This is a genomic window from Chitinophaga sp. YR573 (assembly GCF_900110995.1).
In the GTDB taxonomy this organism is placed as follows: domain Bacteria; phylum Bacteroidota; class Bacteroidia; order Chitinophagales; family Chitinophagaceae; genus Chitinophaga.
Map to the genome: position 1 here is coordinate 386,951 of NZ_FOJF01000003.1, position 26,187 is coordinate 413,137.

At 39.9% G+C, this 26,187-nt stretch carries 27 protein-coding genes; 14 read left to right on the forward strand and 13 right to left on the reverse strand.

Features of this window, described 5'->3' with window-relative positions; translation table 11 throughout:
* Positions 1–30: 30 nt before the first annotated feature.
* The 4 genes from BMW86_RS27955 (at position 31) to BMW86_RS27970 (ending at position 4,433) form a co-directional block, all read left to right on the forward strand.
* On the forward strand, positions 31–1,341 hold the full coding sequence (locus BMW86_RS27955) for an FGGY-family carbohydrate kinase (RefSeq protein ID WP_089786439.1): 1,311 nt from the start codon (positions 31–33) through the stop codon (positions 1,339–1,341).
* On the forward strand, positions 1,342–2,079 hold the full coding sequence (locus BMW86_RS27960; RefSeq protein ID WP_089786442.1) for a (Fe-S)-binding protein: 738 nt from the start codon (positions 1,342–1,344) through the stop codon (positions 2,077–2,079).
* Positions 2,076–3,446, forward strand: coding sequence for a lactate utilization protein B (locus BMW86_RS27965; RefSeq protein WP_089786444.1), 1,371 nt, complete (start codon positions 2,076–2,078; stop codon positions 3,444–3,446). The genes BMW86_RS27960 and BMW86_RS27965 overlap by 4 nt, the downstream gene beginning before the upstream one ends.
* 75 nt (positions 3,447–3,521) lie before the next feature.
* The gene (locus tag BMW86_RS27970) at positions 3,522–4,433 is read left to right on the forward strand and encodes a methionyl-tRNA formyltransferase (RefSeq protein WP_089786446.1); all 912 of its coding nucleotides are present in this window, start codon (positions 3,522–3,524) and stop codon (positions 4,431–4,433) included.
* Positions 4,434–4,486: 53 nt separating this feature from the next.
* Here BMW86_RS27970 and BMW86_RS33245 read toward each other — a convergent pair whose 3' ends face one another.
* The 3 genes from BMW86_RS33245 to BMW86_RS27980 form a co-directional block, all read right to left on the reverse strand.
* Positions 4,487–4,618, reverse strand: coding sequence for a hypothetical protein (locus BMW86_RS33245; RefSeq protein WP_255373031.1), 132 nt, complete (start codon positions 4,616–4,618; stop codon positions 4,487–4,489).
* Positions 4,619–4,705: 87 nt separating this feature from the next.
* Positions 4,706–5,125: a lasso peptide biosynthesis B2 protein gene (locus BMW86_RS27975; protein ID WP_089786449.1), complete on the reverse strand. Its 420-nt coding sequence runs from the start codon at positions 5,123–5,125 to the stop codon at positions 4,706–4,708.
* Between the two features lies 1 nt (position 5,126).
* A complete protein-coding gene (locus tag BMW86_RS27980) occupies positions 5,127–6,020 on the reverse strand; it encodes a hypothetical protein (RefSeq protein ID WP_089786451.1) in 894 nt (297 codons plus the stop codon).
* 161 nt (positions 6,021–6,181) lie between these two features.
* Here BMW86_RS27980 and BMW86_RS27985 point away from each other — a divergent pair, with 161 nt between their 5' ends.
* Entirely contained in the window at positions 6,182–6,475 is a 294-nt protein-coding gene (locus BMW86_RS27985; RefSeq protein WP_089786454.1) for a PqqD family protein, read from the forward strand.
* Between the two features lie 113 nt (positions 6,476–6,588).
* Complete coding sequence (locus tag BMW86_RS27990; RefSeq protein WP_177189427.1) at positions 6,589–7,737, forward strand: nucleotidyltransferase family protein; 1,149 nt, start codon at positions 6,589–6,591, stop codon at positions 7,735–7,737.
* A 69-nt stretch (positions 7,738–7,806) separates the two neighbouring features.
* Here the strand turns inward: BMW86_RS27990 and BMW86_RS27995 are convergent, their stop codons facing one another.
* The gene (locus tag BMW86_RS27995; RefSeq protein ID WP_089786459.1) at positions 7,807–8,181 is read right to left on the reverse strand and encodes a hypothetical protein; all 375 of its coding nucleotides are present in this window, start codon (positions 8,179–8,181) and stop codon (positions 7,807–7,809) included.
* Positions 8,182–8,330: 149 nt separating this feature from the next.
* On the opposite strand from BMW86_RS27995, the gene BMW86_RS28000 reads away from it, so the two are divergent.
* Positions 8,331–8,909 carry a LutC/YkgG family protein gene (locus tag BMW86_RS28000; RefSeq protein ID WP_089786461.1) on the forward strand — a complete coding sequence of 193 codons (579 nt, stop codon included), beginning with the start codon at positions 8,331–8,333 and terminating at the stop codon, positions 8,907–8,909.
* The gene (rhaM, locus tag BMW86_RS28005; protein WP_089786464.1) at positions 8,906–9,217 is read left to right on the forward strand and encodes an L-rhamnose mutarotase; all 312 of its coding nucleotides are present in this window, start codon (positions 8,906–8,908) and stop codon (positions 9,215–9,217) included. The genes BMW86_RS28000 and rhaM overlap by 4 nt, the downstream gene beginning before the upstream one ends.
* A 53-nt stretch (positions 9,218–9,270) precedes the next feature.
* Here the strand turns inward: rhaM and BMW86_RS28010 are convergent, their stop codons facing one another.
* Positions 9,271–10,143, reverse strand: coding sequence for an oxidoreductase (locus BMW86_RS28010; RefSeq protein ID WP_089786466.1), 873 nt, complete (start codon positions 10,141–10,143; stop codon positions 9,271–9,273).
* A 192-nt stretch (positions 10,144–10,335) separates the two neighbouring features.
* Between BMW86_RS28010 and BMW86_RS28015 the strand changes: the two genes are divergently transcribed.
* From BMW86_RS28015 to BMW86_RS28025, 3 genes are read left to right on the forward strand one after another with little or no spacing between them, the layout of a single operon-like run.
* Positions 10,336–12,447 (forward strand): tetratricopeptide repeat protein, encoded by a 2,112-nt coding sequence (locus tag BMW86_RS28015; protein ID WP_089786468.1) that lies wholly within the window; start codon positions 10,336–10,338, stop codon positions 12,445–12,447.
* 50 nt (positions 12,448–12,497) lie between these two features.
* Positions 12,498–13,091 carry a hypothetical protein gene (locus BMW86_RS28020; protein WP_089786469.1) on the forward strand — a complete coding sequence of 198 codons (594 nt, stop codon included), beginning with the start codon at positions 12,498–12,500 and terminating at the stop codon, positions 13,089–13,091.
* A gap of 3 nt (positions 13,092–13,094) precedes the next feature.
* Positions 13,095–14,774 (forward strand): tetratricopeptide repeat protein, encoded by a 1,680-nt coding sequence (locus BMW86_RS28025; RefSeq protein ID WP_089786470.1) that lies wholly within the window; start codon positions 13,095–13,097, stop codon positions 14,772–14,774.
* A 39-nt stretch (positions 14,775–14,813) separates the two neighbouring features.
* Here the strand turns inward: BMW86_RS28025 and BMW86_RS28030 are convergent, their stop codons facing one another.
* The gene (locus BMW86_RS28030; protein ID WP_143056718.1) at positions 14,814–15,419 is read right to left on the reverse strand and encodes a hypothetical protein; all 606 of its coding nucleotides are present in this window, start codon (positions 15,417–15,419) and stop codon (positions 14,814–14,816) included.
* A 178-nt stretch (positions 15,420–15,597) separates the two neighbouring features.
* Here BMW86_RS28030 and BMW86_RS28035 point away from each other — a divergent pair, with 178 nt between their 5' ends.
* The gene (locus tag BMW86_RS28035) at positions 15,598–16,059 is read left to right on the forward strand and encodes a DUF1569 domain-containing protein (protein WP_089786474.1); all 462 of its coding nucleotides are present in this window, start codon (positions 15,598–15,600) and stop codon (positions 16,057–16,059) included.
* A 7-nt stretch (positions 16,060–16,066) separates the two neighbouring features.
* Here the strand turns inward: BMW86_RS28035 and BMW86_RS28040 are convergent, their stop codons facing one another.
* The 3 genes from BMW86_RS28040 to BMW86_RS28050 form a co-directional block, all read right to left on the reverse strand.
* Positions 16,067–16,393, reverse strand: a complete 327-nt coding sequence (locus BMW86_RS28040; protein ID WP_089788203.1) for a YrdB family protein — start codon at positions 16,391–16,393, stop codon at positions 16,067–16,069.
* A 262-nt stretch (positions 16,394–16,655) separates the two neighbouring features.
* Entirely contained in the window at positions 16,656–17,765 is a 1,110-nt protein-coding gene (locus BMW86_RS28045) for a FecR family protein (RefSeq protein ID WP_089786477.1), read from the reverse strand.
* Positions 17,766–17,771: 6 nt separating this feature from the next.
* Positions 17,772–18,332, reverse strand: a complete 561-nt coding sequence (locus BMW86_RS28050; protein WP_089786479.1) for an RNA polymerase sigma factor — start codon at positions 18,330–18,332, stop codon at positions 17,772–17,774.
* A gap of 323 nt (positions 18,333–18,655) precedes the next feature.
* Here BMW86_RS28050 and BMW86_RS28055 point away from each other — a divergent pair, with 323 nt between their 5' ends.
* Positions 18,656–21,994 carry a SusC/RagA family TonB-linked outer membrane protein gene (locus BMW86_RS28055; RefSeq protein WP_089786481.1) on the forward strand — a complete coding sequence of 1,113 codons (3,339 nt, stop codon included), beginning with the start codon at positions 18,656–18,658 and terminating at the stop codon, positions 21,992–21,994.
* An 8-nt stretch (positions 21,995–22,002) separates the two neighbouring features.
* The gene (locus BMW86_RS28060; RefSeq protein ID WP_089786483.1) at positions 22,003–23,382 is read left to right on the forward strand and encodes a RagB/SusD family nutrient uptake outer membrane protein; all 1,380 of its coding nucleotides are present in this window, start codon (positions 22,003–22,005) and stop codon (positions 23,380–23,382) included.
* Between the two features lie 39 nt (positions 23,383–23,421).
* On the opposite strand, the gene BMW86_RS28065 is transcribed toward BMW86_RS28060, so the two are convergent.
* From BMW86_RS28065 to BMW86_RS28080, 4 genes are all read right to left on the reverse strand, one after another.
* Positions 23,422–23,676 (reverse strand): DUF6520 family protein, encoded by a 255-nt coding sequence (locus BMW86_RS28065; RefSeq protein WP_089786485.1) that lies wholly within the window; start codon positions 23,674–23,676, stop codon positions 23,422–23,424.
* A 34-nt stretch (positions 23,677–23,710) separates the two neighbouring features.
* On the reverse strand, positions 23,711–24,745 hold the full coding sequence (locus BMW86_RS28070; protein WP_089786488.1) for a hypothetical protein: 1,035 nt from the start codon (positions 24,743–24,745) through the stop codon (positions 23,711–23,713).
* 9 nt (positions 24,746–24,754) lie between these two features.
* Positions 24,755–25,159: a MauE/DoxX family redox-associated membrane protein gene (locus tag BMW86_RS28075; protein WP_089788205.1), complete on the reverse strand. Its 405-nt coding sequence runs from the start codon at positions 25,157–25,159 to the stop codon at positions 24,755–24,757.
* A gap of 95 nt (positions 25,160–25,254) precedes the next feature.
* On the reverse strand, positions 25,255–26,145 hold the full coding sequence (locus BMW86_RS28080) for a helix-turn-helix transcriptional regulator (RefSeq protein WP_089786490.1): 891 nt from the start codon (positions 26,143–26,145) through the stop codon (positions 25,255–25,257).
* Positions 26,146–26,187 lie beyond the last annotated feature (42 nt).

Genomic DNA, 26,187 nt, shown 5'->3' on the forward strand with positions numbered 1-26,187 from the left:
ACGATGTCTGATTGTACAAAAGACAGGACTATGAACTGTATAGCGATATTGGATATAGGTAAGACCAACAAGAAGTTGTTCCTGATAGATGAACATTACAGGATCGTATGGGAACGGGGTGAGAGCTTTCCTGAAACAACAGATGAAGATGGAGATGCCTGTGAAGATGTGGCTTTGCTGACCCGTTGGGTAAAGGAAAGTTTACATGAATTAACACAGTTACCTGGATTTACAGTAAAAGCGCTGAATTTCAGTACTTATGGCGCCAGCCTGGTATACCTGGATTATCAGGGTCAGGTGGCTGCACCTTTATATAACTATCTCAAGCCCTATCCGGAAAAGGTGCAACAGCAGTTTCTGGATAGCTATGGCTCTCTTAGCTGGGAAACAGCTTCACCTGCATTAGGCAGTTTAAACTCAGGGTTACAATTATATCGTCTTAAACAATCTTCTTTATATGGGAAGATCCAATATGCCTTACATCTTCCCCAATATATCAGTTACCTGGTAACTGGTCGTGCTTTGGCGGATATCACCAGTGTAGGTTGTCATACCATGTTATGGGATTTTACAACTAAGGATTATCATCAATGGGTGAAAAAAGAGGGTTTAACAGATAAACTCCCTCCGTTTTTCTCTTGTAGTGAAACGATGACGATAGGTGATTATCAGGTAGGGGTAGGACTGCATGACAGTTCATCTGCCTTAATCCCTTATCTCACCAGTTTCTCAGCGCCCTTTGTTTTAATCTCCACAGGTACATGGTGTATTACCTTGAATCCCTTCAATAAACAGCCATTAACAGCTGCGGAATTAGAGCAGGATTGCCTCTGTTATCTCACCTATGAAGGCAATCCGGTGAAGGCCGCAAGGATCTTTGCCGGTAACGAGCATGAGCAGCAGGTCCGCAGGCTGGCAGAATATTATCAGACACCGGTAAATTACTACCAGCAGGTTGCCTTTGACCCAGCTATATTTGCTCTGTTGCATCCGGCAGATATTTCCCGGTTTGCAGACAGGTCTTTAAATGACTTTGCCAGTTATGAAATCGCCTATCACCGCCTGATGATGGATATCATGGAACAGCAAAAGCATTCTACAGAATTAGTTACTACCGGTACGCCGGTGAAGCGTATTTTTGTAGACGGCGGTTTTGGCAGGAACCCGGTGTATATGCATCTGCTGGCAGCAGCATTCCCACAGATGGAAGTGTATGCAGCTTCAGTAGCGCAGGCAACGGCCATAGGAGCGGCACTGGCTATCCACCAGCGCTGGAACCCGCAGCCATTACCCGGAGACCTGGTAGAGATGAGGTTGTATACGCATAATAAGACGATATAGATGAAAGTAGGACTCTTCATACCATGCTACATAGATCAGTTTTACCCGCAGGTGGGCATTGCCACATTATCCCTGCTGGAGAAACTGGGTTGTGAAGTAGTATATCCGCAGGGGCAGACCTGCTGCGGGCAGCCCATGGCCAACTCCGGCTTTGAGCATTTGACAACAGGTTGTAATACGCTGTTCGTTGATCATTTTAAAGATTACGATTATATAGTGGGCCCTTCGGGCAGTTGTGTACTGCATATCAAAGACCATCTGCATGTACATGGTCAGGAAGATGCGGCAACGCATGTGCGTCAGCATATTTACGAGCTGGCGGAGTTTTTAACGGATGTATTGCATGTAACGAGTCTGTCGGCGAAATTCCCGCATAAGGTGGGTGTGCACCAGAGTTGTCACGGGCAACGTGGTCTGGGCCTGGCCCAGATGAGCGAATTGGTGGCGGCGCCATTCTCCAAGCCACAGCAGTTATTGCAGATGGTGGAAGGACTGGAGCTCGTGAATCTGAAACGTACGGATGAATGCTGCGGTTTTGGTGGTACTTTCTGTGTGTTTGAAGAAGCGGTATCTGTGAAGATGGGGAAAGACCGTATCGTAGATCATGTGAATAACGGAGCAGAATATATTACCGGAAATGATGTGAGCTGTCTGATGCACCTGGAAGGGATTTTGCGTCGTCAGCAGAGCCCAGTTAAAGTGTTGCATATTGCGGAGATCCTGAATAATAGTTTATGATAGAACATAAAGAACACGCGGAGCTGGCGGAGAAATTTAATGCCGATGAGGCCAGGGTGGACTGGCACGATGAAACGTTGTGGTGGGTACGGCAGAAAAGAGATAAGATGGCCTGGAGTATTCCTGAATGGGAGAACTTACGGGAAGCAGCGTCGCGGATCAAACATAATGTGCTGGGCAACCTGCACGATTACCTGCTTGAATTTGAACGTCATGCGCAGGAGAATGGGGCGGTGGTACATTGGGCTGCGGATGCGGCAGAACATAACCGTATTGTGCTGGGATTACTGAAGGAGCATGGTGTGCAGCGCATGGTGAAGAGTAAGTCTATGCTCACGGAAGAATGTCATTTAAATCCTTATCTGGCGGAGAATGGCATTGAAGTAATTGATACTGATTTAGGGGAGCGTATTGTACAGCTGGCGAAGGAAGCCCCGAGTCATATTGTACTGCCTTGTATTCATAAGAAGAAAGAGGAAATAGGGGAGTTGTTCCATGAGCATTTAGGTACGCCTGCAGGTAATGCAGACCCTAAGTTTCTGACAGCAGCAGCGCGTTTGCATTTGCGTAAGGAGTTTATCCAGTCGCGTGTAGCGATTACCGGTGTGAACTTCGCTGTAGCGGAAACAGGGGAGATGGTGGTTTGTACGAATGAAGGGAATGCGGATATGGGCGCTCATCTGGCGGACGTGCATATTGCCTGTATGGGAGTGGAGAAGATCATTCCTAAGCGTCGTCATTTAGGGGTGTTTTTACGGCTGCTGGCACGCAGTGCTACCGGTCAGCCTATTACGACTTACAGCAGTCATTTCCGCAAGCCGAAAGAAGGGCAGCAGTTGCATATTGTGTTGGTGGATAATGGCCGGAGCAGACAGTTGGGCAGAGAGGATTTCCGTAATTCATTGAAGTGTATCCGTTGTGGAGCATGTATGAATACTTGTCCGGTTTACAGGCGTAGTGGTGGTCATAGTTATCACAATGCGATTGCGGGTCCTATAGGAGCTATATTAGCGCCTAACCTGGACATGAAAGAGTATAAGGATTTACCGTTTGCTTCTACTTTGTGTGGGTCTTGTTCGAATGTTTGTCCGGTGAAGATTGATATTCATCAGCAGTTATATAAATGGCGGCAGGTGATTACCCAGGAAGGGTATAGTGATACTTCCAAGAAGGCGGGGATGCAGGCGATGAATTTTGTCTTATCCAAACCGGCGGTATTTAAATTTGCCGGTAGTGCGGGTAGATTAATGATGAGAACATTCCCGGGGATGTTGAATATTAAATTAAACCCCTGGGCTAAGCAGCGGGAAATGCCGGAAGCACCGAAGTTATCGTTTGCGGAATGGTATAAAAAGAATAAAAAGTAGATTATTCATCAGGAATTTTTATTTCTGATGCTGACAACCTAATTTAGATAACGATTAACATATCCATCGTTATCCATGCATATCGGTATTATTTGCAATTCGGATGAATGCATCCCATTGGCTTACACACTTGCAAACCAGGGTTTGCAGTTGTGTATCTTCTTTTCTCCTCCTCCTGATAATTATATCTGTGAAAAAGTAACAAAGTTGTTGGAGGTTGCCAGGATCCCTTATACAACCGAAAAAGACCCAAAGAAGGATGTATATGACTGGATGGAGAAAGAGCGTCCTCCGGTAATATTCGTACTGGGATATAAATACCTGCTTGATGTAAAAAAAATAGGGGCGCTGAACATTACGGCATTCAATATTCATTATGGGGCATTGCCAGCATTCAGAGGCCCTGTACCTGTATTCTGGCAGCTGAAACAGGGACAACCATCCCTGGAAATTTCCATTCATCGCCTGTCTGCAAAATTTGATGATGGTGAAATTGTCTGGAAAAAAGAAACACCCAATATGCCTTATTATAATTATAGCTATGTACATCAGCTATTCAGCAGATTATGTATAGAAGGGGTACAGTTTATTCTTCAGGTAATGCGATCCCAACTGCCATTGCCTGGTATACAGGAAAAAAATAAGAAGTCTGAATATTATAAACGTCCGCAGTTAACAGATGTGATGATTAACTGGCAGATGATGACCGCAGAGGAGATCTGTAATCTTGCACGGGCGTGTAATCCCTGGAATAAAGGAGCACAAACGTTTTTTAATAAACAGGAAGTAAAATTCATGGATGCAGTAGTGGTACATACGCCTGTCTCTGATGTGGCCGGTACCATACTACAGGATGATGAACGTTTACTGGTAGCATGCGCTGACGGGAAAATGATTAATGTAAATATGCTGTATACAGGTGATTTTTTTGTGCCTGCCTATCATGCAGCTGCATGGGGATTTTTAAGAGGAAAGATATTCGGATAAATAAACACAGCCTCCTGTAAGGAGACCGTGTACTCAATACATTGGAAAATCAATCAGCTTTGTTCTGAAGCAAAGTCAGTACCGGCACCGCCGAGACCTAATGTTTCATCGTTAATAGACAATACAGTGAAGGCTGGGGTTACCCAGGTTTGCTTAGGATGTGATTCGGTTGTTTCGTTTTTCATAGTACTTTTTTTGAGGATCCTTTATATAATTGTAACAAGTATCTGATATTTTTGTTCAGTTTTTCATAATCCATGTGCTGAATAACTTCAGCTTTTAAAAGCCGCTATTACTGAAAACAGGGATGAGTTTCTTCCACCAGTAACAGTAATGCCACCACTTTCCAGCCATGCATGCGCCAGAGTTGTGTTCTTTTTACGAACGCCGAAATATACAATTGAGACAGTCTTTCTGTTTTTCAACATAATCTTTGCCGCCAGGGCCTGTTCAAAACAGGCAGTTCTCCATGGAGAAAATTTACTGGCCCTGCTGATAGCAATACGGATGTTTTGTTGCAGGGGCTGCGTGCTTTTTGTTGATGGTAGTGGTAATTGTGTGGCAATTTTTTCCCCGAGCAGCCGCGCGATTTTCCTGAAAGGAATAAAAATGAGGATCAGTCTCGCCATTGCCAGTAATAACCAGGCCTCCGCAAAAAGAAGCAAGTTTCTGATAGATATTTTATTCCGCATGTTAAACTAAAGAGGATATTACTGATAATAATTTTTCGGGTCTGCAATTGATGGGTCTGTTGATATGGTAAATTTCCACATGCTGTAATAGTTTACTGATGGTTAGAAAACTCAGTGTCCGTAAGGATTGACTATGTAGTAATACCGGTCTGTAGATCTGATTGGATATAGCTTCAAAGGCTTGTATCCCTGTTAATATTTTACTTTGTACCTCATTATCTTCTCCTATATCCAGCAGTAATATTTTTTTTACAGGATATTCATTACGGTTAAAGTCGTCATGAAAGAAGATGCCATATTTATCCATACCAGGCCTTACAGGGAAGGACCTGTCCTGGGAAAACATAAGTAAAGAGTCTTCCCATAACTTGATCATAGGGTAAGAAGCTGTACCGGTTATCATGTTCGTATCCGGGCGTTGCTGCAAAACGGTAATATCATCACTGAATATTGTATATCCCTGTTTGCGCAGTCCGGCCAATGTGGTGGATTTACCTGCACCAGAGCGTCCGCATATCAACACCAGTTCTCCATCGCTTAAAATAGCAGAAGCATGTAGTGGTAGTAATCCCCGTTGCAAGAGGATGGCAGCTATAGCAGTAGCCAGCACAAACAATCTTATGCTACGCATTTCGCGGTTACCTGTTTCCGGAGCAATAATAATTTCCCTGCCATAAGCAGCATAATAGGTAGCAATATTTTTTACAGAAAAGAGGAGTTCCTCTTCATTGATGATGTAAGAAATATCATTGCCTTGTAATCTTTTCCCATCTATGGAATCCGGCACATCACCGATCTTAATCGTTATGTCAACAGTATCAGCTGTTGCAGGAAGCAATTCAGGAAACTCGATTTCTGAAAGGATATGCAGGCCGAAACCGTAGTAATTATACATGAATACGCTTAGTATTTGAAATTACTTAGATAGTAACAATGTTCAGAGTATATTGTTCATTAATGGAATGGTAATATGAATTTTGGAGTTGTTGGTAATTGTTTTATAATAATACTTATTTTCGTATAAATAACCTGTAGTATTAACCCTCAAAATCTGTTATGGAGAAAGAATGTAACCTGACCCCGGACACATTTGTTTTACGTAATGAGCAAAATTTTCTTATCAGTCTTATTGGAGATGAAGTAGTGATGATGAATATCAATAAAGGTATCTACATTGGCATAAACAGCGTTGGATCTAACATCTGGAATATGCTGGAGCATGCACTTCCCGTAAAGGAAATTGTTTCTTCTCTTACTGCTAAGTATGATATCAGTTCTGAGCAATGTGAAAAGGAAACGCTCATGTATCTTCAGCAGATGCTGGAGCAGGATATGCTGTCAGTATTTTGATCATATATCAGTTACCATCTATTTTATGAAAGATGGAAAGGGACCTTTGATAGCCTGATAGCTGCAAATGGATTATTCCGGAATATGTATGATAAATAAAAACTCTGATTGTTGTGGAGATTAAAATAATTAAAGAAAGATATAATACCGAAATAGCATTTTTGGTATTGTGCTGCAGGATCTTTCTTAAAACAGCAGATAAAGAACTATTAGCGCCCTTTATTACTGATAACCGGGTTAACTGGAAGAAGGTGTATAACCTGAGTACTGCTCATCGTATCCGGCCCCTTGTGTTCAATGTATTATTTCATGTGAAGGAACTGGTGGAAGAAGAAACATTCATATTGTTCCGTTCATTTTGCATGAATTTCTCTTCCAGGATTTTTAGCAGGAAGGCGGAGTATGACAGAATTATGCATCTCCTTCAGCAACAAGGTATCAATGTAAGGTTGTATAAAGGTTTTGATCTTGCCGCCTTTATTTACAGGGATATCAGCCTGAGAGAATGTTCCGATATAGATGTTATTATTGCAGAAGAAGATATCGCATCTGTTGTGGATATCCTGAAAAAGGAAGGGTACGAGATGGGAAGTGAGGAGTTTTATAACAGATTTCCTAAACAGTATCATCAGGTACAGAAGGATATTTGTTTTGATAAAAAAGGGGCTTTTGGGGGTACATTTAATTTTGAATTCCACTACAGACCAACAAAATACAGAATGAGTACGAATGTATTGTTCAGCCAGTTACTGGGGGACGACTATTTATCTCCTGAACGGGAATATGATTATAAAGACTATTATAAATTACTGATAATTAATAATGGAGAAAGTGATTATTATCCTACATTCCGCTCATTACTTGATCTTACTTTTTTTTATGTGTGTGATCCTGATGCTGAATTGGAGCGGATCGACCTCTTAGGACGCATTTTATCAGGTCATCTTTTTAATATACCTCTTCCTGTTTGTCATGTGAATGATGATGGCGTGAATTATACAAGCAGGGTTTTGCTAAATAAATTATTAAATAAGCAGGATACAAATAAATCAGATGCGTTTAAGATTTTTTATCTGAACTTCAGGTTCAGTAAAAGTATGCGGTTGAAATGGAAAACCTTATTACTTACCCTGCGTTTTGTGATTACACCAAATGGCAATGATATCTCGGGTATTCAGCTTCCATATTATTTCCTTTATTACTTTACAAAGCCATTCAGATTGACAATGGGAATGTTTCGCAGACTTTCATTAAATAAGTAGAGGCCATATCATATGATACAGCCCCTTTACCTTGGGGTTATTAATCTTATTAAATTGTCCCCGGTTCATTTAACAGTAAGCACATTGTGTAATGTTATGCTTCTGCAAAGGGATAAGCCGGTTCTCCCATTCTAATAATGTATGATAGATTTCATCCCGGCAATCTGATAACAGATCGCAGGCGGGCTGATGTTCTTTATATTTCTCTATTAATATATTATACTGATTAAGGGATTTTGATTGATAGGCATCCCTTGCCTTTTTGATAATGCCGTTTAGTTGCCCTTTCCATTTTTCATGGTTGCCCTGTCTGTTTTTTACTATTTCCAGGTACTGTTCTTCCAGTTGCCGGAGAATATTGTCCCATTGTTGTTGTAAGCTGTCCACTTCTTCGGTAAGTCCTGGTGGCATCTTCTGTTGTCTACTTATAAAGAGTTTAAACATAGCTGCTGATTTCACGCTACAAATGTACGAGGGTCTTGAACTACCTGCTAATTCCGGGTATCTACATTTTGTATACAAAACGACTACGGAGCGTCTACGGGAAATTTCTGATATAATATATTTGCCAAAGTTTGTACTTTGAGCGGTATATGAGTAGCAGAGAAACAATTTTAGCCGCTATTAAGGGGAATCAGCCAGCACCTGAGTTATTGCCTGATATTGAGGGATTTAGAAATATCGCTCCCGGGGATGCTGCGGCTTTCCGGAAGGTGGTGGAGACGTTGGGTGGAGAGGTGATCGATATTGTGGAGTATGCGGATATTAAGAAGCATTATGCTTCTAATGCCCCGGCGCTTGTCGTGGCAGTAAACCCTGATTTCTACCCTGGAGCTCTTACCGAATGGCAAACCGGAGACGGTCGTCAACTGGAACAGGTAGACCTGGCTATTGTCCCCGGACAATTAGGCGTTGCGGAAAACGGGGCTGTATGGGTAACAGAAAAGGAGCTGGTTGTAAGGGTATTGCCTTTTATCGCGCAACATCTGGCGATTGTATTATCAGCTTCCACTATTCTCCCCACCATGCATGATGCTTACGACCATATCGGCGGACCAGAAACCGGTTTCGGCGTATTTATAGCCGGCCCTTCCAAAACGGCTGATATAGAACAGTCACTAGTACTGGGTGCGCATGGGGCCAAGAGTCTCACCATATTCCTGTTACCATGAAGATCGCCTTTAAAATGCGCCTGAAACCCGGGTGCAAAGAAGAATACCGCAAACGCCATGATGCTCTCTGGCCGGAGTTACGCCAGTTATTAAAAGACAATGGTGTGAGTGACTACACCATCTTCCTGGATGAGGAAACGAATATCCTGTTTGGGGTACAGCAACAATCCGGCTCACAATCATCCCAGGATCTGGGTACCTTATCAATTGTACAGCGCTGGTGGGCGTTTATGGCAGATATTATGGAGACCAATCCTGATAATTCTCCTGTAACAGTGCCTTTAACTGAAGTATTTCACATGGAATAATAAATGACTACAGATACCTGTTTTTATGCTGGTATCTGTAGTCATTTAAGTCTTTATTTTGTGAACGCTTTCCCTTCTTCTGTTTCTAAAAAGTTTACCGCATCATCATGATCTGTAGAAGCACTTACCGGTAACCACTTTTCAAATTCTGCTTTTCGTGCAGCATCTCCCTGTTGTAAAATCGCTATCGCTTCGCTACCTAAAACCAGATGGACTGGAGGTGCTGGATGATCTGCCAAATCCACCATTACTTTAGCTGCTTTTTCAGGATCTCCGATAGCAGTGTAGTTGTTCTTTATAAAATCTACCATCCAATCTACTGTATTCTCATACCCTTCCACGTGTTTGGCATAGGTCATAGACGCTCCGCCCCAATCTGTTCTAAACCCACCTGGTTCTACAGAGGTAACGAATATTCCTAATGGAGCCACTTCTTTTGCAAGGGCTTCCGTAAAACCACCTAAACCAAATTTCGCGGCCTGGTACATTGTTAAACCGGGATTACCTACACGTCCTCCGAGAGAACTAATCTGCAGGATACGCCCTGAGTGTTGTTCACGCATATGAGGTAATACCGCACATGTCAACGCTATAGGCGCGTATAAATTCGTTTCCAGCTGACTCCATATTTGTTCCTGGGTATAAGCCTCAGCAGCGCCTATAATACCAAATCCGGCGTTGTTAACCAGTACATCTATTCTGCCAAAATGCATGACAGTATCTGCTATTGCCTGTTCTATCTGATCCTGATCAGTAACATCCAGTTTAACAGCGAATATTTTCTCCTTATATTTCTCTACCAGGTCATTTAATTGCGCAGGATTCCTGGCAGTAGCTGCCACCAAATCACCTTTTGCCAGTACTGCTTCTGTAAGACTACGTCCCAATCCGCGGGAGCTTCCTGTGATAAACCAAACTTTTGCCATTGTTTTTAATTTTTATCAAAGGTAGAGGGGAGCAACCTAAGGGAGTTTGTTGCAAAGCTCAATTTGCTTTGTTCTAAGGAGCAGGGAATTCTGGTTATTAACGAGTAGTTAACTGATTTGGGTAGCTGTTTGGGTAAATTGCTATGATGTTATAACTCATTTTAAGAAGGGGACAACCAATACTACTAAAAAATGGATCATATACAACTAACTCAAATCCATGGGGGGCCTGGAGACAATGTAGGAAGAGATAAAATCATCAATACTACAATCGTCAACAATATATTTGGTAAATCAGTCGAGTACAGTGGCCTGGCAACCTATATAAGTAACCTCAAATTATATCTAAATGGGACAACTGATCCAGTAGTAAGGCTTAAGATATCGGGACAATTAAACGAAGCCGAAGATCAATTGAAGCAGTTTAAAGATGACATAATCCGGTTGGCTGAAATATTCACCAGAATAGAAGTAAATACAGAAAGGTTACGAATAGCTAAGGAACATTTTGAATCTGGCCGGCTACGGGAAGCGGATGCTATTTTAAAAGCGGAAGAACTAGCTGAAGACCAGCTATCCCTTTTAACAGCTAAGGAGTCTAAACATAAGGAGCTACAGGATATTGATGAAAAGTTAAGAAATAATGCCAATGAATACTTGGTAAAAGCTAGGCTCAGGGCCTTGCGTTATGATTCAAATGACCGTGTCGTCGAAACTTGCGAATATTTTGAGATGGCATTGAAATCGGCCCGACAGAATGAGATTATTTTCGAGTATGCTTTTTTTTTACAAAGGCATAACTATTTCAATGAAGCTCAATTGCTTTATGAAGAATTGGTTACTAATTATAGACAACTAGCTCAAACCAATCCACAAGATTATGAGTTAAATTTTGCCCACACATTGAATAATCTGAGTGTTTTATATTTAAATAAAAATGATTTTGAACAGGCGGAAGTAACTAATAGAGAATCTCTTGAAATTAGGAGGAGGTTTGCTCGAATTAATCCACAAAATTATGATCTGGATGTTGCTACATCGCTGAATAACTTGGGTGTTTTGTATTTAAATAAAAAAGATCTTGAGCGAGCGGAAGTAACCTTCAAGGAGGCTCTTGAAATTGGAAAAAGGGTTGCCCGAATTGATTCGCAAACCTGTGATCCAGAAGTTGCATTATTGCTCAGAAATCTGGGTGTTTTGTATGCAAATAAAAATGACCCTGAGCGAGCAGAGGCCTTTTTCAAAGAGGCTCTCGAAATATATAGGAGATTGGTCAACGTCGAACCGCAAATCTATGAGTCGGATGTTGCTAAAATCCAGAATAACCTGGGTGTTTTGTATTCAGATATAAATGATTGTGAGCAAGCGGAAATTGCCTATAAGGAGGCATTGGAAATATACAAGAGATTGGTCTGTTCCAATCCGCAAACTTATGAGCGGGATGTTGCTAAGATCCAGAATAACCTAGGTACTCTGCATTTGGCTAAAAATGATTTTGAACAAGTAGAAATTGCCTTCAAGGAGGTATTGGAAATATACAGGAGATTGGCAATTATTAATCCACAAGTATATAACCCGAATGTTGCCACAATACTTAATAATCTAGGGGCCTTGTATTTAAAAAAAAATGACATTGAGTGGGCTGAAGCCTCTTTCAAAGAGGCGCTGGAAATATATAGGAGATTGGTCAATGCCAATCCACAAACTTATGAGCCGGACGTTGCTAAAACCCAGAATAACTTAGGTGTTTTGTATTCAAATAAAAACGATTTTGAGCGGGCGGAAGCAGCTTATAAAGAGGCTTTGGAAATCAGGAAAAGATTTGTCAGTACTGATTCACAAGTCTATGAGCCATATGTTGCGAATACGCTGAATAACTTGGGCACTTTGTATTCAGATGAAAATGATTTTGAGCAAGCAGAAGCATCCTACAAAGAGGCCCTGGAAATCAGGAAAAGATTTGCTAGGACTAGGCCACAAACCTATGAGCCGCATGTTGCCGATACGTTGTATAACTTAGGTATTTTGTACAAGAATAAAGATGATTTTAAACTTTCAAAAATAGCCTATCGGGATGCTATAGAAATATCTAGACGATTAGCGAAGAAGATGCCACAACTATTTGAATTGAAACTAGCACAATTGTTATTTAATTACGGATTATTAGTCTTGATAGAAGATAATCTAATTGACTCTGCTCATTATGATATTTTCGTAGCTAAAGAAATAGCTATAAAATATCCTACCGTTCCTTTAGCTCAACAAATAGTCGATTCTGCCAATCAAATATTAGAAAGTAAATAAGTAGTTATTGCTACTAATTGTCAGATTATATTTAAAAAAAAAACTTTATCATGGAAAAGAAAAAGATTTTTCTAGCTTCTTCCTTTGAACTCAAAGATGACCGGGAACAGTTTGAGATTTTTATTAATCGTAAGAACAAAGAATGGATTGATAAAGGGATTTTTTTAGAATTAATAATATGGGAAGACTTCTTGGATGCAATGTCTAAAACACGTTTACAGGATGAATATAATAAAGCTATTATCGAAGCAGACATATTCGTTATGTTATTCTTTACTAAAGTAGGTAAATACACAGAAGAGGAATTTGAAAAAGCATTTCATCAATTTAAAGAAACTAATAAACCTTTTATTTTTACCTACTTTAAAGATGCCAATATATCAACCGGCTCCTTAACTGATGATGTACTCTCTCTAATGAAATTTCAGAAAAAACTAAGAGGGATGGAACACTTTCCTGGTTCCTATAAAAACATTGATGAATTGAAATTTAAGTTCAACCTTCAATTGGATAAACTGGCTGCTAATGATTTCATAAAGCTCGTACATGAGAAAACAGATCAGCCTACAAATGCAATGCAGATAAACCAACATCATAATGGTACAGGAGATAATATAGGTCGCGATAAAATTATAAATGGATAATGTATGGAGGAAATAAACCAGCTGCATAGTGGTACAGGAGATAATATAGGGAGAGATAAAATCACTATTATACTTGGAAAATCTGTTGAGTATAATAGTTTGAAAAGTCGCATTGATGAATTGCAGGAAGATTTGGGGGAGACGACTAACCCTGAAAGAAGACTTAAAAAGTCCGAGCTATTAAATGAAGCTACAGATCAATTAAAACAGTTTAAAGAAGGGGTTATCCAATTGGCGGAGATATTTACCAAAATAGAAATAAATACAGAACGCTTACGAATAGCTAAAGAACATTTTGAAGCTGGTCGATTGCGGGAAGCAGATGCCATTTTAAAAGCGGAAGAGTTGGCCATTGACCAGATAGCACTTTTAACCGCAAAGGAATCTAAACATCAAGAGCTACAAGATATTGATGAGAAGCTAAATAATAACGCTAATGAATATCTGGTAAAAGCGCGCCTCAGAGCTTTGCATTATGATTCAAATGATCGCATCATAAAGACTTGCGAATACTTTGAATTGGCATTGAAATCATCACGACTTAATGGAGTTGTTTTTGAATATGCTTTATTTCTGCAAGGTCATAATATTTTTGACAAAGCTACATTACTCTATGAGGAATTGCTTAATTATTACAAAAAAATGGATCAGAATAATCCACAAAATTATAAAGAGTACATTGCCAATACATTGAATAACCTGGGTGTTTTGTATAGAATAAAGAATGATTTTGAACGGTCCGAGATTGTCTATAAGGAAGCTTTGGAAATAAGGATGAGGTTGGCTCAAACCAATCCGAAAAAATATGAGCCTTATGTTGCCAGCACAATGAATAACCTGGGTGTTTTATACAAAAATAAAAATGATTTTGAGGATGCGGAGGTTGTCTTCAATAGGGCGTTGGATATATACAGAAGATTAGCAGAAACTACTCCGCAACCTTATGAACCAGATATTGCCATGATTCAAAATAATTTAGGTGTTCTATACAAAATTAGAAATAATTTTGAGGATGCAGAAGTTGCTGTCAATGAGGCACTGGAAATATACAGAAGATTAACAACGACTAACCCACAAACTTATGAATCGTATGTTGCCTTAACTCAAAATAACCTAGGTATTTTGTACAAGGTTAAGAATGATTTTGAGCATGCGGAAGTTGCTTATAATGAGGCTCTTAAAATATATAGAAAACTGGTTAGCATCAATCCGCAAACTTATGAGCAAGATATAGCAATGGTGCAGAATAATCGGGCTAATTTATATACCGATAAAAATAATTTTGAGGATGCGGAAGTTGCCTATAATGAGGCCTTAGAAATATATAGAAGATTGTCCTGCGCTAATGAACTGACCTATGAGTCTTATGTGGCCAATACATTGAATAATTTGGGAGTCTTCTACAATGCTAGAAAAGATTTTAAACAGGCAGAAATAGTATATCGGAATGCTATTGAGATTTATGAAAAATTAGCAAAGAGCAGACCACAACCATTTGAATTGGAATTGGCAAGATCGTCATATAATCATGGATTAGCATTGAAAAATAATGATCAGATTAAACTTGCTTACGATCGGATTTTAATAGCTAGAAACATTGCTGAAAAATATCCTAATATTCCTTTAGCCCAACAAATAGCAGATGGTGTAAATGAGTTATTAGTAGAAATGAACACCGAATAACTAGCCAGAAACTCCATGTATACAAAATTCAAATAGTAGTTAGAACCCTTCCTGATACAAATAAGTATCCACTACTTTATCATTTTTAAAATATAAGTACATATTCCAGCTATCATCATCAGTTAGGAATTTAAAGAATACTCCGTTGTCATTCTGTCCTGTTTCTTCTATCTCTTCTCCTTTGCCTAATTGGTCAATGATATGTTGCATAGATTTTCCAATCAGCATATTGCTTTTTACCAGCGTCTTAGCCATGCTGAATGGCTTAAGTTTAGATTGCGTCCATATTGCTTTTTGAAACGTCTGCTGGTAGTGGAGGTTTTCTGCATAAACCAGGCCGGTTTGTAAACAAATGCAAAGTGCAAATAACAAGGGGATGCTGATACCAACCGCTGAATATTTCCGCCCTTTTCTATATAGTCTATAAATGATACAAATTGTTATAACTGTTATCAAAAGTGTAGTATAAAAGAAGAATGCTTCTCTATTCTCTTTTTCTGTTAATCTTTCACCCGACAGGGAAAATGTTCCCATAACGGCAATATAAAGCAATACACCATATATAATACCGGTACACAGGAGGCCACCAAGGAAACTAGCAATGCGCTTGGATGTCATTTCAAAAGAGGATAAGGAATCTGGCATATGTCTTACATTTTTTAAGTATGTTCGTATCGGATACAACTATTATGAAGAAATATTCACTCTTCTTTTTGTTTATCAGCCTTTCTCTTGCTAATATACTACATGGGCAAAACCAAAAGGCAAAAGAGGACAGCTTATTTTATCATGTGAAGTATCTTTCAAAAGATAAAACAGATATATGGCCTTACCAAACATTTTTGATCAGAAAGTTGCGGATGCTGTTATTGAAAGAATTAACGGACTCACTCCGGATACACAGCCGGAATGGGGCAAAATGAACGTTTCACAAATGCTGGCTCATTGCTGTGTATCCTATGAGATGGTGTATGAGAAAGACAAACATCCTAAGCCTAAGGGGCTCATGAAGCTGATAGTGAAATTGTTTGTGAAAGGTAAGGTAGTGAGTGAAGAGCCATATAAAAGGAATAGTCCTACGGCGCCGGCTTTTATTATCAAAGGTGCCAGGGATTTTGGAACAGAGAAAACAAGGCTGATAGGATTTATAAAAAAGACACAGCAACTGGGGGCGAAAGACTTTGATGGGAAGGAATCTCATTCCTTTGGCCCTTTAAGCGTCACCGAATGGAGCAACATGTTCTATAAACACCTCGATCATCATCTGACACAATTTGGAAGATAGGGATAGTTTATTTCTCGAAGATGTAAGCTAATATTCCTGATATAAATGCAACGATCATAAAAGCAATGGCATAAAGGGTAAGCCCCGTTTCATATAAAAGAATACCGGAAATCCAGAAAAAACCTATCGAGAAAAACATTCTGTAAGGCATCTGTAGCCGGTTTTTGGATTTTGGAGCAGCAAAGATCCCCCACAACAATGCAGCTAAAAGGGGTAGTCCGATTCCGTACAGATAGGATGCATGATTATGAAAGCCCCAGTAGGATAAAGACAGTAGCATGCATATTTCCAGCAAGAACATAATGCCTTTATTGATAGATTTGAAATTTCCCATACGGGAAATATAGTGAATATATGTTATGAATTTCCGGGAGCCGCCGGAAAGTTCCGACGGCTCTTTTTGTAACTGGGAAAAGCCCGCCCGGAACATGAATGTTCACGGGCAGACTAATGGGGTCTTCTAAGGATAGAAGATAAAAGCTAACAAACAAACGTACCAACCATTTATTCAAACGAAAAATACCGGCGTGTCTTTCATGGTTAATTAACAACAACTGTGAGATGTGTGCTTACCGAGGGAGAGTAAGATCTTATAATCAATTTATCTGAATTGTATTGCTGGTGGTGGTATACTCCACTCCGTAAATACGTTTCAATGTTTCTAAAAGAACTGTAACCGGTTTGTTATATTCTATTATACCGTGAAATTGTATGTTTTGACGCAGCTTACTTATTTTCACATCCATCCTGAAATATTTACGGATAAGCCCAGCCAATTCTTCCATCGAAATCACATTCTCACACCGGTAAATACCATTTTCCATATCATCAATAATGAAGGAGTTCTTTTTCATACTGAGACCAGGTAATGTAAATACTTCTTCACCCGGATCCAGCATCATCGTATCTTTCCCTTTTATATACTCCACTTTCCCACTCATTAGTGATACTCCTTCTTTGCCATCATAAGTACTTGCTCTAAAGCGCGTACCAAGTACCTGTATCACACTATTGGGTAAATGGACTAAAAAAGGCTTATTGGAATTTTGAGCTACCTCAATATCTGCGTTTCCTGATAAACTGATTTCACGAGTGTCACCAAACGTAAGAGGAAATGTAACTTTTGTAGCCGCATTAATCATAACGGATGTTCCATCTGATAAAATAAGCTGGTAAAACTTGCCTGCCGGTACATATAAAACACCGGTCTTGCCTGCATTCTGTTCCAGATGATAAGTAAATGCGGAGCCATAATTTTCATTAACGGGCCCTACGACTGTCATATCATATTTGCCCATATTCAGAATCGTGCCATTATCTAATGCCAGCTGAATACTATCCCTGGATGGTATCACCACTTTACTTATATGATTACTTTCCCTATGCCGATTTATAATAAAAACACTCAGAAAGACAATGAACAAAGCTGCGACACTGACTCCTATATAATAACGGTCCAGGATCCTGCGTACCGGATGTTTAGCTTTAATAAATACAGGAGCATAATTTGATAATTGAGCCCTTCCCTTTTCCGCTTCCTTACTCATTAGTAAATCATATGTCTCATTATATAAATTCTGAGCATCTTTACTTTCTGCTAATTTTTTTTTCAATAAAACACGCTCTTCCTCCGTAATGTCATCGGAAATGTCGGAAATAATGAGGGCTAATATAAAATCTTTGTCTTCCATATCTGAACTATACATAAGTCGCTAGTTTAATTGAAACCATAACAGAATTAATAAAGAATTCTGCAAAATTGGTCTTAGGAATTGAATCGCCCTGCTAACATATACCCTGATAACCGGTACCGATATCCCCATTTTTTGGGCAGCTTCTTTGTAGTTCCGGCCATCTATATGAACAAGTATAAATGCGTCTTTATGTTTTTCGGAAGGTATTTTATTTACAGCAGCACGTACAAATTCGAGAGAGTCCTTACTCTCCATGTCATTATTGGGCGACTGCTCAGCGGGTAGTGTTTCTCCGGACTCCAGCGGTTGGTTGCCCTGTTTCTTTTTCGCCCTGAGTACATCCAACGCTTTAAACTTTGCCATTCCTGTAAGATAACCTTTCACAGTAGTTGTAATATTAATACTTTCCCTGTCTCTCCAGAAAGCTGCAAATACTTCCTGAACAATATCATTGGCTTCGTCGTTATCCTTTAATATATTAAAAGCCCAGTTGTATACATTAATACTGTGTAAGTTGAATGCTTTGGTATGTGCATCTTCATCTCCTCTTTTTAACGCGGCCAGAAAATGTTTATCCATATGTTAAAAGTTATTATTATGATTGGTTGACTGGCATAAAGAATATGACTCTAACGTGGACATTATAATCAAGAGTAGATTCATTTTCTTTAATATAATATCAAATTAATAATAGTGGAATCACTTAAGACGGCAAATGTAGCTGATAGATTTCTATGTTTTAGTTAATACGTTGTGAATGAAATAAATTTTCAGCAACCTCTTTTTATAAGTAATTTACCGCCCTCCGTAAATTGAAAAACTAAAGAAAAACTTACCCATTCCTGTTATGAAATCTATTATTTACCGACTACATACATACACCTTACCAATCTGTAGAACTTATGTCAAATGATATGAAATCTTATCATTTCTTATATAGAGGCGGTTTACTGACATTATTATTTCTTTACCTGCAGCTGATCCCATTATTCGCCCGGCAAGAGCAGCCGGAAAATAAACAGGTAACGCTTAAAATGGAGAATAAATCTTTTAAAAAGGTTTGTAATGCCATCGAAGACCAGGTTAAACTCTACTTTTCCTTAGATGGGATACAATTAAATCGTAATCAGAAGGTTTCTGTTAATTTCGTCAATACCCCTTTGCATACAGCACTGGATACGTTGCTGAAAGGCATGGGTGTTACATGGAGTATCAATAGTAAATCCATTGTTCTCAGGAAAAATGCTGAAATAATACCTGTTATAAATAAGAGCGATTCCATAACAGTTACCGGCAGAATATTCAGTGACAGAAATATTGGATTGCCCGGCGCTACTGTTATGGAGGACGGTACGGTTCATGGCATCCCTACAAATCAGTATGGACAGTTTTCTTTCCGTGTTAGTAAAACCGCCACACTGAAAGTCACTTATTTGGGTTATAAAGAGTACAAAGAAAAGGTAGCAGGGAAAAACAACTTTCTTATTACACTCTCTCCTTTGGAAAGTTCCCTCAATGAAACGGTTGTAACAGGTTATGGGACGGATGACAAACGATTTCTGACCGGAAGTATCAGCCGTGTAAAGGGAGAAATTATAGGATCTCAACCGGTACTGAACCCCTTACAGGCGATACAGGGAAGAGTCGCCGGTGTACAAATCACCCAGAAAACCGGTATTGCGGGAGGTGGCTTTGATATTCAGATACGGGGACAGAATAGTTTGAGACTGATTAACAATCCATTTTATATTGTTGATGGTATACCCTATATGGCAGAACCCCTGAATATTCCAGGTGTTTCCCCATATCCAACAATTACCAATAACCCATACAGTGGTATGAACCCACTGAATTATATCAATCCGGAAGATATTGCCTCCATAGAAATATTGAAAGACGGTGATGCTACAGCTATTTATGGTTCCAGGAGCGCAAACGGAGTGATATTGATTACAACAAAAAAGGCTGATTCTTCCATGGCAAGGAAAGGAAATCCCATCACATCATGGAAGAATTCCCTCCGGATAACTGCCAGTATTTATGGAGGGGGAGGTAAGGTGGCCCATCCCATGAAAATGATCAATACGCCGCAATACCTGGCCATGCGCTTTGAGGGGATCAAAAACGATCAGACAACGATGAAGGTTTCTGATTATGACATAAATGGTGAATGGGATACAACCCGCTATACCGACTGGCAAAAAGAATTAATTGGCAGGACAGTCCATATTAATAATGAATTCGTCACAGCTTCCGCAGGTAATCAATATACACAAGGGTTGATAACTTTTGGACATTACAGACAAACCATGCCTTTCCCGGGAGAGAATTTATTTGACCGGTTTTCTATTCATGGTAACTTAAATATTATTTCCTTCGATAAACGTTTTAAAGTCAATATTTCTCTTAACTATTCCAGTGGAGAAACAAAAAGTATAGGGCAGGACCTTACTCAATTTGCGCTCAATCTCGCTCCTGATGCCCCCAGTCTGTATGACTCATTGCATAATATAAACTGGCAGCATAACACCTTTTTTAATCCTGCTTTATTTACCAAACGTCCTTACTCGGGTAATACCTCTAATTTAATCACCGCCGGACAATTCAGCTATCAGATCAACAAATGGATCTCATTAACATCCAACCTGGGATTTGTACTGAGTTCAGTGAGGGAAAAGAGTAAGCGGTTCAGGACATCTTTCAATCCCGAAATAGCACCTCTCGTGCTTTTATCTACAATATTCGGGAATAGCAAAGTACATTCCTGGATTGCAGAACCACAATTAAATTATAAAAGCGCCATCGGAAAAGGAACATTAACCGGTTTACTGGGTGGTACCTTTCAGGATGAAGTCACCGATCATCTGAAACAAACTGCCAGTGGTTTCCTGACAGAGAAACAAATGGATGATATCCGCTTTGCCAATCAACTGACCATTCTTCCGGTACGCCAATATTCAGAGTATAAATATGCTGCCCTGTTCGGACGTGTTAAATATGAATGGGACCATAAATACCTGATGAATGTATCTGGCAGGATCGATGCCAGTAGCCGGTTCGGGAGCCGTAACCAGGTTGCCAGATTTATGGCAGTAGGGGCAGCCTGGATCTTTTCAGAAGCAGACTTTATCAAGAATGACCTTCTCTTTTTAAACTTTGGTAAACTGAGGCTTAGTTATGGTTCTACAGGCTGCGATCAGATACCTAACTATGAATACCTGGATGGCTACACTACATTGGATGGTACACAATATCAGGGAGTGCCTGCGATCGTTCCTTCCCGTCCGGCAAACCCTGATTTCAGATGGGAAGTGACCAAAAAACTGGAAGCCGCACTTGAATTTGAGTTATTCAAAAAGCGTATCTCAGGTACAGTGGATTTTTACAGGAATAGATCGTCTAATCTGTTGGTGGGTTATCCATTACCACCCACTGCCGGATTTACATCGGTTCAGTATAATCTGAAAGCTGTTATAGAGAATAAAGGACTGGAAATAGAGCTGGCAAGTGTTAATATAAAGTCAAAATTCTTTAACTGGACAAGCACCTTCAACCTCACTATTCCCAAGAATAAACTCGTTTCCTTCCCGGGGCTTGCTAATTCACCTTATGCAAACCAGTATGTAATAGGGCAGCCGGCATCTATTTTGAAATTATACCACTATCTGGAGGTAGATCCTCTGACAGGGCTCTACAAGGTAGAAGATAAAGATCTGAATGGGGTGTTTGATGTAAAAGACCAGCAATCTGTCAAAAGCCTTAAACCTGTATTCTATGGAGGATTGCAGAACGGGTTTGATTACAAATTATTTCACCTTGATTTCTTCATCTATTTTGTAAAACAGCAGGGTTATAATTATAGATATTATATGGGCCTTCCGGGCCAATTTAACCAAAATCAGCCTGTCAGTATATTAGATCGCTGGAAAGCAGCAGGAGATAATGCGCCTGTCCAGCAATTCAGCAGTGCCGATAATGCTGCCGCAGTACAGAGTTATGACAGATATAAGAACAGCGATATTTTAATTTCAGATGCATCTTTTGTAAGATTAAAAAACGTGAATATCTCTTTTCAGTTCCCGGAAAACTGGAAACCTAAAAAGATCAACGCCATGAGTATATTCTTTCAGGGGCAGAATTTACTGACTATCACCGGATATGAAGGACTTGATCCGGAGACCCAACAGCTTGGCCTGCCTCCTTTAAGAACATTTACTGCTGGTATTAAAATCACTTTATAAGTAAAGCTATGCAACCAAAAATGCTGTTATTTACCTTGCTGATCATTGCAACGGTCAGTTGTAAAGATATAGTTGAAATCGATCCTCCAAAATCGGAGCTGGTCATCAATACTGTATTTTCCAGTGATGCTATCGCTGAACAGGCCATAGCCGGTTTATATGCGTCATTATTAACCGGGTATGCTTCAGGAGATCTTACCAGTATTACCTACCTGGCCGGATTATCGTCGGATGAATTAATTACTGGTTCAGATGGAGGAATAGATTTCTATAAAAATGCGATACTCCCCAATAATGCAGTGATATTGAAACTCTGGAGTGATCCGTACAAGGAAATTTACATTGCCAACTCAATATTAAAAGGACTGGATTTACCAACGGCTAATATCTCCCAGACATTAAGGCAACAACTCTCCGGAGAGGCCCGTTTCATGAGGGCTTTTTCTTACTTCTGCCTGATCAATTTATTTGGAGATGTACCACTGACATTAACAACAGACTATAATATTAATGCAAACATAGCACGTTCTCCAAAGGAAATGGTGTATGATCAGATTATTACTGATTTGAAAAATGCGCAGATTTTATTGTCGGGAGACTATATTAAAAATGAACGGGTACGGGCCAACAAATGGGTGGCCACAGCTTTACTGGCAAGAGTATACTTATACCGGGGACAATGGAGTGATGCTGAAACACAGGCCAGTGCAGTTATTGATAATAATGCTACATTTAATCTCTGTCCATTGGACAATGTATTTTTAATGAACAGTAATGAGGCTATCTGGCAATTGAGCAGGGTGGATTCAAATAGTCCTGATGCTGCTACTTTCGTTATTTCTTCGACGAATCCGGTGAATGCAACAATAAGAGCTTCTCTTGTTGCATCATTTAGCAGTGCAGATAAGCGTAAAAAGAGCTGGATTACCAGCCGGAAATATAATGGCAATACATATTATTATCCCACTAAATACAAGGCAACGGAAGCTACACCTGTTACTGAGTATTCCACCATATTAAGATTGGCTGAACAATACCTGATCCGGGCGGAAGCGAGAGTCTGGCAGGGGAAATTTACAGAGGCTGCATCAGATATCAGCATCATACACCGCAGGGCAGGGTTAAAAGATATCAAAGCCGGCACAAAAGAAGCTATGCTGGCGATCCTTGAAAAGGAGAGGGTCTTTGAACTTTTCACTGAATGGGGACACCGGTGGTTTGACCTGAAACGATCACCCAGTCTGACAATCGCAGGGAATACAAGAGCGGATGACCTGTTACAGCCATTGGAGAAAAGCTGGCAATCCACTGATACTTTATATCCAATACCACTGGATCAGCTATTAAAAGATCCGGCTATGGCGAATGCGCAGAACCCGGGTTATTGAATAAGCTAATTGGCAAAACTGCCAATTAGCCTTTATCTGTTATTGTACCTTTTCTCCGATTGCTGACCATACGCAACCCGAAGTATACAACTGATAGGTAATGCCGTATGCGATGGTTGTGCAAAAAGCGCCATTCCCTTCGCAGAAGGCCCTGATCTGGCAATCCACATACTGGCCGGGGTAAAAATCTACCAGTCTGGTATAAACTGCGTATGACCTGGATTTAGACGCAAAGGCGCCTCCAACGGCCAATAAAATGACGGCGCTGGTTAACAGTACTTTTACTCGTTTCATACATTTTGATTTTACAGTTACGAAAATTGGATACCTACTTATTCAGTTTTAAGTTATATGCCACATAAAAATGGGAGTACAAGGCAATCAGTTTATCTTTTATAATACACATTTCAGTAAAACTTTCTTTATGCTGCATGGGGATGTAGTAGGTCTGGATATAATGGCCATCTGTCATTGAATATACATCCACCAGGTCATATTCTCTGAGCGCAGCAAGGCTTTCATTATCCCCCAATAAAGCAGACCTGATATATATATTATCTGCGTGCAGACATACTGTAGCATTCACAAAAGAAGGAGGGGCGGAGAATGTAGTACCCTGATCAGAAATTTGAGCAATTGAAATCTTAGCAACAGTTGTTGTATCAATAGTATGAATCGTTTGTATCAGGTTCAGGTTAGTATCTAATACCAGGCACTGGTTCCGGTAATAGTACATATATACCAGTTTATTGGAAGCCTTATCATATTTAAGCTGACCATCTGTACAAAATACCCCATCTATCTGTTTCTTTAAAGTATTTACCGGTGTGATAACATAAGGGGAATCTGATTGTACTTTCAATAACATATTTTCTTTAGCAACAGTATTCACTGCACGCACTGCAAAAGAGGCAGGAGAGATATTTACGGCAGTAGTGAAATAGCTGCTTTTATGCAGGAATGTATCCATTTTGAGGCTTTGCAGATCTCCTCTGAAAAATTTCGGAGAGAGGCCATCAGATAGATAAACATAAGGTGAATCAACGGATAAACAGGATGATTGCCACACTGCTTTGATCTTTTCAGGAAACTGTAATTTTAAATTTTTATTGCCCACCCACAGATCCAATGGTTTTTTTCTATTCCCCAGATAGATATTGGCAGATGTATGTCCTGCGATGTAAAAATTGCTGCCTTCTAGCGCTACTTCTTCAGCTACAGTTAGTTTCGTTATCGGGATACGCCGGGAAAACCCGTTTTTAGTTGCATTGGACCGTCCCATTGTGATGAACAATATGAACATTAACAATCCGCAGCATACCGTACAGATGCTTACAAACCGGATGATATTTTTATTCGACATGACGAATGTTTATTGCTTGTATATGCTGATTCCAACTAATGCGAGTATGACAAAAACAATGTTAAATATGAGATGCTGACTCCAGTTCATTTCTGCTATGATCCCGCCGCAGGAGCAGGGGAGATGTATGTTTAAGTTTAATAGTATGGCGATATAAAATGTAAATAACAACATGAGAGCGAAGCTGGCGCATAAGCCTATTATGCGATAGCGGGGTAGTACCAGTAATCCGGAAATAGTTATTTCTGCTATGGGCACACCTACGGCTACTGAGGGTGCAAACCTGGTAATCATTGGCGACTGACCAATAACAGCCTGAAAGTTTCTGAAATCAAGAATTTTATATACGGCGGTATATATAAACAGTAAAACGAACAGTAGGGATATGATTTCTACCAGCCATTTTTTGACCATAATGCTGTTTTTTAGATTGTCCCGTATTTTGAGGTCCCCTTTGCTTGTGAGTGTGAAGGTCGATTCAAAAGGCATATTACGGTATCGCGTTCCGTTCAATTTACTATCGCGTTGCGTTCTCTGATAATGCTGGGTGTATAACCGAAATGTTGTTTAAAAGCGTGTGTGAAGGCGGCGGCAGACCTGTATCCTACCTGTAGAGCGATTTCATGTATATGTTTGTTTGTATGGGCCAGAAGTTCTTCTCCTTTTTCCAGTCTTACTTTTTGAAGATACAGGGAGAAGGGGATGCCAAATTTCTTAATAAAACTTCTTCTGAGGGTGGATTCGCTGATGTAATACATCTTTGCCAGTTTGCTGATGGAGATCTCTTTATCGAGGTTATTGCTGATGAAGTCGAGGTATTCTTCTTTTTGGGGAGAGAGATGATCATCGAGGAATAAGATCAGTATTTCTCTCAGTTTAGTTTCCAGCCATATTTCGGTTAAAGAGGAATCTATGCGGGTGAATTTCACTTCATTGATCGCCTGTAATAGCTGGATGAAGATCGTTCTCGGATAGGTAGCTTTTGTGAGGTTGATTAAGTGTGTTTTTGTATATCCGTACTGGTGGAGTTCATAAATTCCCGGCTCCAGGTTTAGCAGCAGGGGAATGCTGTTATCGTTTATGAGGATGTATTGTCCCTGGTGTAAGCGTTTATTGATATTCATGCAGGCGTTGCCTGTGAGCATACAATAGAAGGCCATTTCTGCTTCTGCTTTGGCGGTGCAGAAAGAAGCAGGTTGTCTGACAAAAAAGGTAGTATTATTGATCATATAACCGTTGACAGCCTTTTGCTGGTATAGGATGTCTGCGGGGGGAGAAGTCATGAGAAAGGGCCTTGCGAAAGGGCAGATATGTTTGGAGTAGTAAGTGGGAATGTCATACGTTAATTTGATTAATTGTGAGGGTACGTCAATGACCTTGAATTCTAATGAAAGATTCATAATTGTTACTATGGTTCTTAAAAGGGATGTGTCTTCTCGAGG

Excerpts from the sequence above, each read along its gene's own strand:
- BMW86_RS27985 (WP_089786454.1), top strand. The coding sequence starts at position 6,182 with ATGGAGAAAGAATGTAACCTGACCCCGGACACATTTGTTTTACGTAAT.
- BMW86_RS27965 (WP_089786444.1), top strand. The coding sequence starts at position 2,076 with ATGATAGAACATAAAGAACACGCGGAGCTGGCGGAGAAATTTAATGCC.
- BMW86_RS27970 (WP_089786446.1), top strand. The coding sequence starts at position 3,522 with ATGCATATCGGTATTATTTGCAATTCGGATGAATGCATCCCATTGGCT.
- BMW86_RS28080 (WP_089786490.1), bottom strand. The coding sequence starts at position 26,145 with ATGAATCTTTCATTAGAATTCAAGGTCATTGACGTACCCTCACAATTA.
- BMW86_RS28075 (WP_089788205.1), bottom strand. The coding sequence starts at position 25,159 with ATGGTCAAAAAATGGCTGGTAGAAATCATATCCCTACTGTTCGTTTTA.
- BMW86_RS28030 (WP_143056718.1), bottom strand. The coding sequence starts at position 15,419 with ATGCCAGATTCCTTATCCTCTTTTGAAATGACATCCAAGCGCATTGCT.
- BMW86_RS28060 (WP_089786483.1), top strand. The coding sequence starts at position 22,003 with ATGCAACCAAAAATGCTGTTATTTACCTTGCTGATCATTGCAACGGTC.
- BMW86_RS27975 (WP_089786449.1), bottom strand. The coding sequence starts at position 5,125 with ATGCGGAATAAAATATCTATCAGAAACTTGCTTCTTTTTGCGGAGGCC.
- BMW86_RS28045 (WP_089786477.1), bottom strand. The coding sequence starts at position 17,765 with ATGTATAGTTCAGATATGGAAGACAAAGATTTTATATTAGCCCTCATT.
- BMW86_RS28065 (WP_089786485.1), bottom strand. The coding sequence starts at position 23,676 with ATGAAACGAGTAAAAGTACTGTTAACCAGCGCCGTCATTTTATTGGCC.
- BMW86_RS28035 (WP_089786474.1), top strand. The coding sequence starts at position 15,598 with ATGGCCTTACCAAACATTTTTGATCAGAAAGTTGCGGATGCTGTTATT.
- BMW86_RS27955 (WP_089786439.1), top strand. The coding sequence starts at position 31 with ATGAACTGTATAGCGATATTGGATATAGGTAAGACCAACAAGAAGTTG.
- BMW86_RS28015 (WP_089786468.1), top strand. The coding sequence starts at position 10,336 with ATGGATCATATACAACTAACTCAAATCCATGGGGGGCCTGGAGACAAT.
- BMW86_RS27995 (WP_089786459.1), bottom strand. The coding sequence starts at position 8,181 with ATGTTTAAACTCTTTATAAGTAGACAACAGAAGATGCCACCAGGACTT.
- BMW86_RS28000 (WP_089786461.1), top strand. The coding sequence starts at position 8,331 with ATGAGTAGCAGAGAAACAATTTTAGCCGCTATTAAGGGGAATCAGCCA.
- BMW86_RS33245 (WP_255373031.1), bottom strand. The coding sequence starts at position 4,618 with ATGAAAAACGAAACAACCGAATCACATCCTAAGCAAACCTGGGTAACC.
- BMW86_RS27980 (WP_089786451.1), bottom strand. The coding sequence starts at position 6,020 with ATGTATAATTACTACGGTTTCGGCCTGCATATCCTTTCAGAAATCGAG.
- BMW86_RS28050 (WP_089786479.1), bottom strand. The coding sequence starts at position 18,332 with ATGGATAAACATTTTCTGGCCGCGTTAAAAAGAGGAGATGAAGATGCA.
- BMW86_RS28055 (WP_089786481.1), top strand. The coding sequence starts at position 18,656 with ATGTCAAATGATATGAAATCTTATCATTTCTTATATAGAGGCGGTTTA.
- BMW86_RS28020 (WP_089786469.1), top strand. The coding sequence starts at position 12,498 with ATGGAAAAGAAAAAGATTTTTCTAGCTTCTTCCTTTGAACTCAAAGAT.
- BMW86_RS28040 (WP_089788203.1), bottom strand. The coding sequence starts at position 16,393 with ATGGGAAATTTCAAATCTATCAATAAAGGCATTATGTTCTTGCTGGAA.
- BMW86_RS28025 (WP_089786470.1), top strand. The coding sequence starts at position 13,095 with ATGGAGGAAATAAACCAGCTGCATAGTGGTACAGGAGATAATATAGGG.
- BMW86_RS28070 (WP_089786488.1), bottom strand. The coding sequence starts at position 24,745 with ATGTCGAATAAAAATATCATCCGGTTTGTAAGCATCTGTACGGTATGC.
- rhaM (WP_089786464.1), top strand. The coding sequence starts at position 8,906 with ATGAAGATCGCCTTTAAAATGCGCCTGAAACCCGGGTGCAAAGAAGAA.
- BMW86_RS28010 (WP_089786466.1), bottom strand. The coding sequence starts at position 10,143 with ATGGCAAAAGTTTGGTTTATCACAGGAAGCTCCCGCGGATTGGGACGT.
- BMW86_RS27960 (WP_089786442.1), top strand. The coding sequence starts at position 1,342 with ATGAAAGTAGGACTCTTCATACCATGCTACATAGATCAGTTTTACCCG.